The organism is Streptomyces sp. NPDC048420 (assembly GCF_040651535.1).
GTDB lineage: Bacteria > Actinomycetota > Actinomycetes > Streptomycetales > Streptomycetaceae > Streptomyces.
The window spans coordinates 166,406-178,543 of record NZ_JBEZKG010000003.1; the positions used below are offsets into that span (position 1 = coordinate 166,406).

Genomic DNA, 12,138 nt, shown 5'->3' on the forward strand with positions numbered 1-12,138 from the left:
CGTCACTCCTGCGTGGGCGGCCCGGGAGGCGCGCGAGGGTCGTGGGACCGACGCGACGCCTTCGTGGGTGGGGGCCCGGGCTGCCGGGGGGTTCGTGGGTCAGTCGGTGCCTGCGGGGTCTCGGGTGTCTGCGGGGTCTTGGGTGCCCACGACGTCCCAGGCCGCCGGCGGGTTCGTAGGTCACTCGGCGCCCCCGGCAGCCCCGGCCTCCGCAGGCAACCCGGCACCCCCGGCACCCGTGACGCCCGCGGCATCGGCCGGCCGCCCGGCGCCCCCGACCCCCGAGAGCCCCCCGGCCTCCCCCGCGCCCACCGCATTCGCGGCGGACATCGGCGGTACGTGGGTGCGTATGCGCACCGGTGGGCCGGAGGAACCGGTGGAGCGGGTTCCGTCGCCGAGTCGGCTGCGGCATCCGGAGCGTTCCGTCCCCCGGTTGCGGGCGGACCTGGTCGGCCTGCTGTGCGACCGGGTGCCGGCCGGTGCCCGAGCCGCTCTCTCCTTCGGCGCGGCCATCGACCACCTGACCGGCACGGTCTACGGTTCGGCCCCGCTGTGGGGCGAGGAGACCGCCCCGTACGACGTGGCCGCCGAGCTGCGGCGGCGTAGGCCCGATGTCACCTGGCACCTCGTCAACGACGTCACCGCGGCCCTGCTGGACTTCGCCGCCGTGCACGCCCGGCCCGGCATCCGGCGCGTCGCCTATCTGACCGTCAGCAGCGGCATCGCGCTGCGTACGGCGGATCTGGAGCAGCACCGGATCCCGGTCGACGACCTGGGACTGCAGGGCGAGGTGGGCCACCTCCCGGTCGCGCTCACCGCCCCCGGCTCGGACGTCCTCGCGGGCCTGCCCTGTGAGTGCGGCGCGCGGGATCACCTCGCCTCGGTCGCCTCGGGGCCGGGCCTCGCGCGGGCGGCCGAGCGGCTCGGACTCGCCCGGCCCGCGCAGGTCGCCGACTGGCTCCCCGGCGCGCTCGCCGCCGACGACCCCGGCGCCCGGCGGCTGCTGGAGCTGTGCGTCGCCCCGGTCGCCGAACTGCTGCGCACCATGTGGTGTCTCGATCCGCACCTCGACCTGATCGGGATCGGCGGCGGGGTCGCCGAGGGGCTCTCCGGACCCTACGCGGCCGAGATCCGCCGCCTCCTCGCCACCGCCACGTCCTACGCCGACCGGGGCCGCGACGACGCCTGGCTCGACGAGCGGCTCGTGTTCTGCGCACCCGGACGGGTCGACCCGCTGCGCGGCGCACAGCGCGTCGCCGACTGGCGCCCCGGGATCACCCGATGAGCGCCGCGACCCACCGCGCCCTCGTCCGCCGGCCGCCCGACGCAGCCGGCCACACCCTGGTCGAGCTGACCGAGGTGCCCGTGCCGCGGCTCGAACCGGGCGATGCCCTGCTGGCACCGGCGACCGTCGGCATCTGCGGCACCGACTGGCAGATCCTGCGCGGCCTGCGCGACGACCCCACCCCGGTCCTCGGCCACGAAGGCGTCGCGTACGTCGTCGAACCCGGGGATTCGGGCCTGGCGGAGGGCACCCCGGTCACCGTGAACCCCACACACCCGCACGACCCGTCCTTCCTGCTCGGCCACAACCTCCCCGGCCTGTGGGCGGAACGCACCCGCGTCCCGGCCACGGCCGTGCGCGCCGGACTGGTCGTCCCGGTGCCCGAGGACGCCGCGCGGCCGGAGGTGGCCGCCCTCGCGGAACCGCTCGCCTCGGCCCTGTACGGGATGCTGATCGCGCGTCACGCGGTGCGGCGGCCCGCGGCCCTGGTCGTATGGGGAGACGGCATCGTGGGACGTCTCGCGCGCGATCTCTGGCGCACCGAACTCCCCGGGCTGCACTGCCGCCTCGTGGGGCACGGCCCCGACGCCACCGACCCGGCCGACCCGGAGCTGCCGGGGCTGCTGGCCGCTCTCCCCTCGCCGGTCGTCGCGGTGATCGCCACACCGCGTACCGGCACACGAGAGGCGCTCACGACGCTGGACCGGCAGGTGCCGGGCACGCTCCTGGTCGACGTCCACGCCGGCCTTGAGCCCGGGCCGCTTCCGCTGACCGCCGGCGACATCGACGTGGCCGCGATCCGCGCGGCCAACTGCGGAGGCACTCCCTGGCCACCACGCGTCGAGGAGTTCACGCGCCCGCACGGCAGGCTTCTGCTCTGCGGTCACCGCGGAGTCGGCGACGGCCATCTGCGGCACGCCGTAGACCTCCTGCGCACCGCGCCGGACCTCGGAGCGCGGGTGCTGACCCACCGGGTCGGACCGGAGGAGGCCGCCGACCTCGTCAACACCGTGCTCACCTCGGGCACGCGCCAAGCCTCCGGGCGCCGCGTGCTCAAGACGTCCATCGACATGGGGGGCCGGCCATGACCGGAGCGCCCGCGGACACGGCGTCGAGCACAGCCACGAACACACGCATCAGTCCCCCGGCCGTCGCCGCCCCGCAGTGGCGGATCCACACCGACCGCCGTGCGGCAGCGCACACCGCGCTCGCGGCGGGAGCCGACCAACTGCACCTGGACTACGGCGGCGCCCACCGCGGCCCGCCGCTGAGCGACCCCGTCGCCCTGCGGGCGGCCGAGGCCGTCACGCGACAACTCCCGGTGCCCGTGCTCGCCGTGAACCACCTCAACGACATCGGCCTCGCGGACGAGCGGGGCGTACCCGGCCCCGCGGCGGTGGACCTCCTGCGGCACGCCCTGGACTGCGCCCTGCGCCTGGGCGTCGCCGTGCTCCACGTGCCCGGATTCCGGCGCAGCCTGCCGCACAGCGCGGGCGTCCGGGCCGGCACGGTGGAGGCGCTGCGCGGTGTGTGCGCGCGGCTCACCGGCACGGACCTGCTGGTCGCCTACGAGTCCCCGCTGGACGCGCGGGAGTCGCTCGCGCTGGCCCGTGCGGTGGACCATCCGGCCCTGCGCCTGGTCCTGGACACCGGCAACCTGTGCGACGCGGGCCTGCGGCCGCTCGCCTTCGCCGAAGCGGTCGCGGCAGCCGGGCTGCTGCTGCCGGACGTGCACGTCAAGGACGGTTCCGGTACGACGGCGCCCTCGGCCGGTGACCTCCCGGCCCTGCTCAGGGCGTCCGGCGCTCGCTCGGTGCTCGTCGAGAACGACTACCGGCACTCCCCCGCCCGCCTGCGCGAGGACATCGCCCTGTGCCGCCGTGCGGCGAACCCCCGCCACCTCAAGGAAGCACCCATCAAGGACACGCCATGAAAGTCATCCAGCTCACCGCTCCCCGCTCGCTGTCGGTCACCGAGACCGCACCGCCCGAGCCCGGACCCGGCGAAGTCCTCGTCCGGGTGGGCCTGCTCGGCCTGTGCGGCACCGACCTCGGCTTCTTCGACGGCAGCAGCAACTACCTGCGCGACGGGCTGAAGAGCTACCCGTTCGTCCTCGGCCACGAATGGATCGGGACCGTCGTCGGGGCCGGTCCCGGGATCGACCCGGACCTGCTCGGCCGGCGGGTGTCGGGCCACAACTTCCGTGTCTGCGGCCGGTGCGCGCACTGCCGTGCCGGACGCATCCGCTCCTGCCCGGACCGCAGCGAGATCGGCGTGCTGGGCCCCCGGCCAGGCGCCGGCGCGCAGCTGATCACCGCGCCGGCGGACACCCTCACGCGGATCCCCGACGCCCTGTCCGACGCGGCGGGCGCCCTGCTGGAGCCGACCGCCGCCGCGGCGCACGCCGTGGACCGGCTCACCGTGACCGCGTCCGACCGGGTGGCGGTGCTGGGCGCCGGCACCCTCGGACTCGCCGCGGCCCAGATCACCCGCGCGCTCGGCGCGGACCCCCTCGTCCTCGACCCGCAGCCCGCGGCCCGTGCGCTCGCCGCCGAGCTGGGCCTGCGCGTCCAGGACACCCCGGGCCCGTCCGACGAGGAGGCGTACGACGCGGTGATCGAGGCGTCCGGCAGCGCGGCGGGCGTCCGCGCCGCCGTCCAGCTGGTCGCGGCGGGCGGGCGCATCGCCCAGTTGGGCACGCCCCACCACACCGTCGACGGTTTCGACGCGGCGGCGCTGGTGATCCGGGACGTGACCCTGCACGGCGTGCTGTCCGGCATCGGCTACTGGGACCGGCTCGTCGGCCTGGTGGAGTCCGGGGCGGTGAACCTCGACGCGCTCGTCGACCGGGTCTTCCCGCTGGACGAACTGGACGCCGCTTTCGCCCACCTCGCGGACGGCGGCCGGCACCGCCCCAAGGTCCTCGTGCGGATCGACCCGGCGCTCGCCGCCACCGGCCTGGCATGAGCGGCGAGACAAGGGCCCGCGACCGTATCGGCGAGACAGAGATCCGCGACCGTATCGACGCGTCGGCCGCCGCGCGGCTGGCCGTCCTGGCGAGCGCCACGTTCGTCTATGTGACCTTCGAGGTCTTCCCGGTCGGGCTCCTCCAGGACATCGCCCGCGATCTCGACGTCTCGGCCGGCCGGGTGGGGCTGCTCATCAGCGGCTACGCCGTGGTCGCGGCCGTCGTCACGGTGCCGACGGTCGCGCTGGCCGCACGGGTCTCGCGGGGTACCGCCCTGGTGGTCTCCCTCCTCGTCCTCGTGGTCGCCGAGGTGCTCGCCGGGTTCGCCACGAGCTTCGCGATGATGGTGGTCAGCCGAGTGGCCGCGGCCCTGACGCACGGTGTGCTCTGGTCGCTGATCGCCCCGGCCGCGGCGACGCTGGTGCCGCGGCGCCGCGTGGGCACCGCCACCGCGGCCGTGTTCGGCGGTTCCACCCTGGCCGCGATCGCCGGCAGCCCGGGGACGACCCTCGTCGGCGAGCTGATCGGCTGGCGTGCCACGGCCCTGCTGCTGGCGGCGGCCACCATGGCCGTGACCGTCGGGCTGGTGTGGGCCCTCGGGCTGTACGGCCCCGCACGGCCGACGCCGGCCGGGGCGACGGTGACGGACGGGGGCGCCGGGGAAGCGGACGGCACGGGCGCCGGGCGGCGGGGGGCGCACTGGCCCCGCGTCCTGGCCCTGTGTGCCGTGGCGGTCGTACTGATCAGCGCGCACTTCCTGAGCTACACGTACTTCGCCGTCCTCGTCACCGACGTCACCGGCGCCTCCGGTACGACGGTCGGGCTGCTGGCGGTCTTCGGATGCGCCGGGGCCGTGGGCACCTGGCTGGTGGGCCGGTACAACGACACGGTCCCCCAGCGGACGGCGTCCGTGACCATCGCGGTGTTCGCCGTGGGCGTCGGCCTGCTGGCGCTCGCGTCGGTGCTGGGCGGCGGCGTCCTGGCGCGTGGTACGGCGGCCGCTGTCGCGGTCGCCCTGTGGGGCGGTGCGTTCGCCGCGGCCGGACCGGTCTTCCAGACGGGTGTGATGCGCCTGGCCGGCCCGGAGGCCGACCGTGCCTCCTCCGTCTATGTCACCGGCTTCCAGATCGGGATCGCGAGCGGCTCGGCCCTGGGCGCCGCGCTGCTCGGCCGGTCGGCGCTGTGGCTGCCGGTCACCTCGACGGTGCTGGTGGCGCTCGTGCTGCTGGTCGTCCTGGTGCGGCGCCCGGTGCCCGCGGCCGAAGCGCCCGGCGAAAAGGACGACCAGCACGTCGAGGTGCGCCTTTAGAAGTCGGTGTGCAAATTTAAAGACCAAGATGCTTATATAGTGGCACTAACGCTTCTGGCGACGCCCTTCGTCCCCTCCACCCCCTCCACCCGTGAAAGGCAACGAGATGCCCCATACGACCGTCGACAGCGCGAACGTGCACTACCGCACCGAGGGACAGGGTCCCGGTCTGCTCCTGGTGCACGGCACCGGCGCCACCGGTGACGCCAACTACGGTCATCTGCTGCGGGAGTTCACGGACGACCGCACGGTGATCCTCCCCGACTACGCCGGCAGCGGCGGCACCACCGACGACGGCAGCCCGCTCACGCTGGAGCAGCTCGCGGACCAGGTGCTCGGCGCCGCCGACGCGGCCACCGACGAGCCCGTCGACGTCGTCGGGTTCTCGCTCGGCGCCCTCGTCGCCGTCATGGCCGCGGCCCGACGCCCCGAGCGGGTGCGCCGACTGGTGCTGGTGGCGGGCTGGACCCGCAACGACGATCTGCGCAAGCGTCTGGGGTTCACCCTCTGGCGCCGGCTGGCCGACCTCGACCCGGAGCTGTACTCGCACTACATCAGCCTGCTGCTCTTCACCCCGGGCTTCCTGGCGAACCTGGACGAGGCCACGTTCCACGAGGCCGTGGGCGGCGCCGCTGTCGAGGAGGGCACGCTCCGTCAGATCGAACTCGGCCTGGAGGCCGACATCCGCGAGCTCCTGCCGAAGATCGGCGTCCCCACGCTGGTCGTCGGCTGCCTGCACGACCAGCTGGTCCCCGTCGAGCACTCCCGGGAACTGCACGAGGCGATCCCCGGCAGCACCTACCTGGAGATCGAGAGCGGCCACCTGGTGCCGGCCGAGGCGCCGGACAAGCTCGTGGACGCCATCCGGACCTTCCTGAACTGACCTCTCTCCGGCACGGAATTGAGGCGGGCGGCCGGACACCGACGTCCGACCGCCCGCCTGCCCGCGTGCGCGATTCATCGAGCCCCAGAGGAACGAAGCCTGCCCATGGCCATGCAAGAGACCCCACCGTCCGAGCTCATACGCCCTTCGGCCCCCACCGCCGACTCCGCCACCCACAGCGGCACGGCACCGCGCCCCGGCGGCCGGGCCCCCCGGTTGCCGTCCCTCACGGGCATGCGGTTCCCGGCGGCGCTCCTGGTCTTCCTGTTCCACCTCTCCCTGCCCGCCGGCTGGCTCATGCCCGGCGACGCCAACTCCACCCTCTACGCCCGCCTGGTCGAACAGGCCGGCGGCGTCGGCGTCACCTTCTTCTTCGTACTCAGCGGCTTCGTCCTCACCTGGTCCGCCCGTGAGGGGGACCCGTCCACGTCGTTCTGGCGCCGCCGGTACGTCAAGATCGTGCCGAACTACCTAGTCGCCTGGGCGCTCGCGATGGTGCTGATCGCGGCCGGTACGGCGGCCTGGCGCTCGGGCGTCACCTTCTTCATGCTCCAGTCCTGGGTGCCGGACTACGACACCAACTTCAGCGTGAACGCGCCCGGTTGGTCGCTGTCCACCGAGGTCTTCTTCTACCTGTGCTTCCCGCTGCTGTTCGCCGGGGTCCGGCGGATCGCGCCGCGGCGGCTGAAGTTCTGGATCGCGGGCGTGATCGCCGGTGTCGCCGTCACGCCCTGGCTGGCCACCACCCTCGTCCCCGCGGGCGACGTCTACATGTCGAACGAGCCCGGCGTCTCCGGCCTCCACCTCTGGTTCGCCTACGTCTTCCCGCCCGCCCGGCTCCTCGACTTCCTGCTCGGCATCCTGGTCGCCCGCGCCGTCATGCTGGGCCGGTGGCGTGACATCGGCCTCGTCCCGGCCGGCCTGCTGCTCGTGGCGAGCTATGTGATCGCCGAACTCCCGGGCATGCCCTATCTGTTCGCCCAGCGGGTGGTCTGCCTCGTGCCGTGCGCCCTGCTGATCGCGGCCGGAGCGCTCGCGGACGCGTCGGGCCGGGCGACCCTCTTCCGCAACCGCGCGATGGTCTGGCTCGGCGAAGTCTCCTTCGCCTTCTACCTGTTGCACTTCATCGTGCTCTTCAAGACGCGCGAGCTGCTCGGCGCCCGCTTCGACTCCGTCCCTGCGGTGATCGCCCTCGCCGTCGCCGAGTGCGCGCTGGCGGTCCTGGCCTCCTGGGCGATGTACGCCTGGATCGAGAAGCCGCTGGTACGGCGCTGGTCCCGCACCCGCCCCAAGGCTCCCGCGGCCGCCACCGTCGCCTGACTTCCCGTCACGGCCCCCACACGACGCCACCGCCCCCGCACGACCGAAGGTGCATACCCATGCCGTTCCGACTCGCCGCGCTGATCCTCGCGATCTTCTGCGTCGGCACCGCGGAGCTGTCCCCCAGCGGCATGCTGGACGACCTCTCCGCCGACCTCGCCGTGAGCATCGCCACGGCCGGACTGCTGGTGACCGCGTACGCGTTGACTATGGTGGTCGGCGGACCCGCGGTCACCGCGCTCACCACCCGCGTGCGCCGCAAGACCCTGCTCGTGGCCCTCCTTGCGGTCTTCGTCCTGGGCAACGTGGTCTGCGCCCTGGCGCCCGGTTTCGGCGTGCTGATGGCCGGCCGGGTACTGACCGCGGCGGTGCACGGCACCTTCATGGCGGTCTGTGTCGTGACCGCGGGAGACATGGTCGGGGCGGGCAAGGGCGGCGGAGCCGTCGCCGCGACCCAGCTCGGGATCAACCTCGCCACCGTCCTCGGCGTGCCCATGGGCTCCTTCCTCGCCCAGCACTACGACTGGCGGGCCCCGTTCGGCGTCGTCGCTGCGCTGGCCACGGTGGCCATCGGCCTGGTCCTCGCCTGGGTGCCCGACACCCCCGCCCCGACCGTCACCGCGGCCCATGAGGCCCGGGTGTTCCGCCGCCCGAACGTCTGGGGCACGGTGGGCGCCACCGTGCTCTGCTCCGCCGGCATGTTCACGCTGATCACCTACATGGTGCCGCTGCTGACCGGCGTGGGCGGCCTGCCCCGGCAGTGGGTGCCCGCCGTGCTGCTCGCCTACGGGCTGGGCTCCATCGTGGGGAACCTGCTCGGCGGCCGCTTCGCCGACCGCGGCGTCGACCGGGCCGTCGGACAGCTGTCCTGGGCCCTGACGGCCGTATGCCTGCTGGTGTGGCTGCTCGCCCCGTACGGGCCCGCCGGGGCGCTCGCCCTGGTGCTGTTCTCGCTGGCGACCTTCGCGCTGATCCCCGGTCTCCAGGCCAAGGTGCTGACCGAGGCCGCCGACGCGCCCACGCTCTCCCTGACCGCGAACATGTCCGCCTTCGGCCTGGGCGCGGCGCTCGGCTCCTGGCTCGGGGGCCTGCTCACCGAGTCCGCGGCCGGCACCCGTGCCGTGCCCCTCGGGGCCGCCGCACTCACCGCGTCAGGGGCACTGCTCGTGCTCGGCCTGCGCCGCGCGGCCCGTCGTACACCGCAGACCCTTCCCATCGCCGTATCCACCCCTGAGAGGTGAGCCGTGGTGACCGCACCACTTCCCGTCCAGACCGGCGAATCCGCCGACGAGACCCCTTCCGGACGCCCGGCGCCGCTGCCCTCGCTCACCGGCGTGCGGTTCATCGCGGCGGCCCTGGTGTTCTTCTTCCACTCCTCGTTCTTCGAGCCGTTGACCAATCCCTTCGCCGACCGTGGTCAGGCCGAGGGCTTCCAGTGGCTGTTCAGCAAGGCGGGCTGGATGGGGGTGTCCTTCTTCTTCGTGCTGAGCGGCTTCGTCCTGACGTGGTCCAGCAGACGGGACGACACGGTCACCGGGTTCTGGCGGCGCCGGCTGCTCAAGATCTTCCCCAACCACGTCGCCATGTGGGCGCTGGCGATGCTGCTCTTCGCCGGGGCGGCGACCCCGCTCACCTCGTGGCTGCCGAACCTGTTCCTGCTGCACTCGTGGTTCCCGCAGCACGACATCTACATCAGCGTCAACGCTCCGAGCTGGTCGCTCTGCAGTGAGCTGCTCTTCTACCTGCTCTTCCCGTTCCTCATCGGGCCCGTCCGGCGGATCAGGCCCGAGCGGCTGTGGGCCTGGGCCGGCGCAGCCGTGGTCGGCATGCTCGCTCTCGAGACGGCCGTCGACCTGCTGGTGCCGGACCAGCCGCGTACGCCCGAGGGGTTCCCCATCTCGTCCCTCCAGTTCTGGCTCGGCTACAACTTCCCCCCTGCCCGGCTCTTCGAGTTCGTCCTCGGCATGCTCCTGGCCCGGCTGGTCCTGGCGGGCCGGTTACCCCGCGTCCCCCTGACCGCCGCTCTCGCGCTGGTGGTGGCGGGCTACGCGCTGGCGCTGAACGTGCCGTTCCTGTACGGGTTCACCGTCGCCACCATCGTTCCGGTCGCCGTGCTGGTCTGCGCGGTCGCCGTGGCCGACATCGACGGCCGGCGCACTCTGCTGAGCGGCCGGGCGATGCGGTGGCTGGGCGAGGTGTCCTTCGGTTTCTACCTGGCCCAGTACGTGGTCCTCTACTACGGCCGGACATACGTACTGGACAACAGGACCTACGGTCTGCTCGGCGGCGTACTCGAACTGCTCGCCCTGTTCCTGGTCACGCTGGCCCTGGGCTGGCTGCTGTTGGTCTGCGTGGAACGCCCGGTCATGCGCCGCTGGGCCCGTCCCCGCGGCCGGACACCGCGGACGGCTGCGGGGCCGGTCGGGGTCCCGGTCGCGCGGAGCTCCGGCTGACGGTGCCGCCGGGGTGCGGTCCGGAGGCGACGATGCGCGAGCGCGACCGCGAGGCACCCGTGCGCAGCTCCTCCAGACCGTGGGAGAGCTCGATCAGTCCCGCGAGGTCGCTCTCGTAGCCGGCGTCGTGGCCCCCGCCCGGGGCCACGACGATCGACGGCGCCGAAGCCGCGCCGTCCGCGAGGTCGGTGTCGCCGTGCAGGCGCAGCGCCCGGTCGACGAGGCGGACGAGGTCCGGCCCGGCCGGGGTGCCGGCTGCCGACGGCGTTTCCTGTGCGGCCTGGCGCAGATACGGGCTGAGCCGGGTGAGACCGTCCCGGCACTCCACGTATCGGCGGTAGACGACCGAGCTGTAGTCCAGGGTCGCCCGCCGCCGGTACCGGGGGGCGGCCCGGTCGAGCACCAGCTCCGGATAGAGCTCCGCGAGCCGCCGCCACAGCTCCTCAAGCCCGCGGAACCGGGCCCGGTGGCAGGACCTCTCGCGCAGGAACTGAACCGTGCTGGCCAGGCACGGCAGGCTCAGCCCCGCACACACCGCGATGGCGGCCGCCTGACCGAAGACAAAGGCGTTCGCGTACGTGATGTGGTGCCCGAAGCCGCGGAACGCACGGCAGTTGACCCACAGGATGCGGAAGGCGCAGCTGAGGGAGAGCCCCAGCAGCCCGGCGGAGACGGTGCCCAGGGAGACGCGGCGCAGCAGCTGGCCGCGCCGGGCGTGACGAGCGGCGATCAGGGCACACGTGGCGTATCCGAAGACCAGGTAGACGCCGCCGATGTCGTAGAACGCGCGCACGCGCCAGTCGTCCAGGTAGGGCGCCGCCAGGGAGTGGTTGCGCAGGTACGGCGGCAGCAGCACGGTCAGGACGGCCATCGCCGTCAGACAGCTCAGGCAGAGCACCACCTCGCCCCTGGTGCCCAGGGACCGGCGCTGCAGCGGATGCTCGCGCAGGAAGCCGATCATGAGGCAGAGCCCGGTCAGGATGGCCGCGTTGTACGTGAGTTTGGTGAACCCGCTGAAGGTGAAGCCGTCCAGTAACGCGTGGCCGGGCAGCTGGCCCAGCAGGTTTCCCATGCCGAGCAGGGACATCGACAGGCACAGGTGCAGCCGCATCGGAGCGCGGAAGCGCTGCCGGATCAGCGCGGGGAGCGTCCACGCGGTGCCACCGAGCAGCGTGACGACCGTCACGAGGTTCACCCCGCTCACGCCGACCGACCCGCAAGTCCCCGCGCGCACCGCACTTCTGGCCCCACCCTTTCCGAGATCCACTTCGAGGCGCGCCGTCGAGCCCATGCTTCACCCATCAACGTACGGTGCTTGCGTGTACGCTGCAAGTTACTGTGGCGGATCTCAAGCCGCCGTCATCTCCACCAGCTTGACGACCGTGTTCCAGTTGCGGCTGGTGGCGATCACTCCCTTGTTCAGACGCGGCCGGGACAGCAGCTCGGCGAGCTTGGAGCGGCCGAGGCCGTTCGGGACGTACAGGTACAGGGCCCGATCCCCGAGGCGGAACTCCTCGGGGAGGTAGGCGGCCCGGTCGATCTCCGCGAAGCGGTCCGCGTCGACGGGCGCGGAGAAGTAGGTGACGTGGAGCTGCTTGCCCTCCAACTCGGCGGCCGGGAAGGGGCACTTGTCGGCGATCGCCTTCAGGTAGGTGTGGTCGCGGACGATCACGTCGACCGTGAAGCCGAACCGCTTCTCGATCGCGTCCGTGAGCTCGGCGGCCAGGGACTCCTCGTCGCCGTGGTCGGCGGTGAACACGGCCTGGCCGCTCTGGAGGTAGCTGCGTACCCCGTCGTGTCCGAGGTCTTCCATCAGCGTGCGCAGGTCGGCCATGGGGACCTTCCTGCTGCCGCCGACATTGATTCCGCGCAGCAGCGCCGCGTACGTGGTCGTCATGCGCACACCCTAGGACGGCCCTG

Annotated in this window: 11 protein-coding genes; 9 read left to right on the top strand and 2 right to left on the bottom strand. The window is 73.2% G+C overall.

The genetic code is table 11. From position 1 onward, the window contains the following. Nucleotides 1-349 precede the first annotated feature (349 nt). The 9 genes from AB0D34_RS05835 to AB0D34_RS05875 all read left to right on the top strand — a co-directional run bounded on the left by AB0D34_RS05835 (nt 350) and on the right by AB0D34_RS05875 (nt 10,218). Nucleotides 350-1,285: an ROK family protein gene (locus AB0D34_RS05835; protein WP_362657024.1), complete on the top strand. Its 936-nt coding sequence runs from the start codon at nt 350-352 to the stop codon at nt 1,283-1,285. Beyond that, complete coding sequence (locus AB0D34_RS05840) at nt 1,282-2,373, top strand: alcohol dehydrogenase catalytic domain-containing protein (protein ID WP_362657026.1); 1,092 nt, start codon at nt 1,282-1,284, stop codon at nt 2,371-2,373. Before AB0D34_RS05835 ends, AB0D34_RS05840 begins: the two co-directional genes overlap by 4 nt. Next, the gene (locus AB0D34_RS05845) at nt 2,370-3,218 is read left to right on the top strand and encodes a TIM barrel protein (RefSeq protein ID WP_362657029.1); all 849 of its coding nucleotides are present in this window, start codon (nt 2,370-2,372) and stop codon (nt 3,216-3,218) included. Before AB0D34_RS05840 ends, AB0D34_RS05845 begins: the two co-directional genes overlap by 4 nt. Beyond that, the gene (locus AB0D34_RS05850) at nt 3,215-4,252 is read left to right on the top strand and encodes an alcohol dehydrogenase catalytic domain-containing protein (protein ID WP_362657032.1); all 1,038 of its coding nucleotides are present in this window, start codon (nt 3,215-3,217) and stop codon (nt 4,250-4,252) included. The genes AB0D34_RS05845 and AB0D34_RS05850 overlap by 4 nt, the downstream gene beginning before the upstream one ends. Beyond that, nucleotides 4,249-5,562, top strand: coding sequence for an MFS transporter (locus tag AB0D34_RS05855; RefSeq protein WP_362657035.1), 1,314 nt, complete (start codon nt 4,249-4,251; stop codon nt 5,560-5,562). The genes AB0D34_RS05850 and AB0D34_RS05855 overlap by 4 nt, the downstream gene beginning before the upstream one ends. A 106-nt stretch (nt 5,563-5,668) precedes the next feature. Then, on the top strand, nt 5,669-6,445 hold the full coding sequence (locus tag AB0D34_RS05860) for an alpha/beta hydrolase (protein WP_362657038.1): 777 nt from the start codon (nt 5,669-5,671) through the stop codon (nt 6,443-6,445). Nucleotides 6,446-6,550: 105 nt separating this feature from the next. Further along, on the top strand, nt 6,551-7,765 hold the full coding sequence (locus AB0D34_RS05865; protein WP_362657041.1) for an acyltransferase: 1,215 nt from the start codon (nt 6,551-6,553) through the stop codon (nt 7,763-7,765). A gap of 59 nt (nt 7,766-7,824) precedes the next feature. Continuing rightward, nucleotides 7,825-9,006 (top strand): MFS transporter, encoded by a 1,182-nt coding sequence (locus AB0D34_RS05870; protein WP_362657044.1) that lies wholly within the window; start codon nt 7,825-7,827, stop codon nt 9,004-9,006. A gap of 6 nt (nt 9,007-9,012) precedes the next feature. Next, nucleotides 9,013-10,218, top strand: a complete 1,206-nt coding sequence (locus AB0D34_RS05875; RefSeq protein ID WP_362657047.1) for an acyltransferase — start codon at nt 9,013-9,015, stop codon at nt 10,216-10,218. Here the strand turns inward: AB0D34_RS05875 and AB0D34_RS05880 are convergent. Together AB0D34_RS05880 and AB0D34_RS05885 are read right to left on the bottom strand one after the other, a co-directional pair. After that, nucleotides 10,130-11,422: an MAB_1171c family putative transporter gene (locus tag AB0D34_RS05880; protein ID WP_362657049.1), complete on the bottom strand. Its 1,293-nt coding sequence runs from the start codon at nt 11,420-11,422 to the stop codon at nt 10,130-10,132. The two genes, AB0D34_RS05875 and AB0D34_RS05880, sit on opposite strands and share 89 nt — an antisense overlap. 144 nt (nt 11,423-11,566) lie before the next feature. Beyond that, nucleotides 11,567-12,115, bottom strand: coding sequence for a DUF1697 domain-containing protein (locus AB0D34_RS05885; protein WP_362657052.1), 549 nt, complete (start codon nt 12,113-12,115; stop codon nt 11,567-11,569). Between the last annotated feature and the right edge of the window lie 23 nt (nt 12,116-12,138).

Bases quoted from the DNA above. Each gene is read 5' to 3' on its own strand.
- AB0D34_RS05835 (WP_362657024.1), top strand. From the start codon at position 350: ATGCGCACCGGTGGGCCGGAGGAACCGGTGGAGCGGGTTCCGTCGCCG.
- AB0D34_RS05840 (WP_362657026.1), top strand. From the start codon at position 1,282: ATGAGCGCCGCGACCCACCGCGCCCTCGTCCGCCGGCCGCCCGACGCA.
- AB0D34_RS05845 (WP_362657029.1), top strand. From the start codon at position 2,370: ATGACCGGAGCGCCCGCGGACACGGCGTCGAGCACAGCCACGAACACA.
- AB0D34_RS05850 (WP_362657032.1), top strand. From the start codon at position 3,215: ATGAAAGTCATCCAGCTCACCGCTCCCCGCTCGCTGTCGGTCACCGAG.
- AB0D34_RS05855 (WP_362657035.1), top strand. From the start codon at position 4,249: ATGAGCGGCGAGACAAGGGCCCGCGACCGTATCGGCGAGACAGAGATC.
- AB0D34_RS05860 (WP_362657038.1), top strand. From the start codon at position 5,669: ATGCCCCATACGACCGTCGACAGCGCGAACGTGCACTACCGCACCGAG.
- AB0D34_RS05865 (WP_362657041.1), top strand. From the start codon at position 6,551: ATGGCCATGCAAGAGACCCCACCGTCCGAGCTCATACGCCCTTCGGCC.
- AB0D34_RS05870 (WP_362657044.1), top strand. From the start codon at position 7,825: ATGCCGTTCCGACTCGCCGCGCTGATCCTCGCGATCTTCTGCGTCGGC.
- AB0D34_RS05885 (WP_362657052.1), bottom strand. From the start codon at position 12,115: ATGACGACCACGTACGCGGCGCTGCTGCGCGGAATCAATGTCGGCGGC.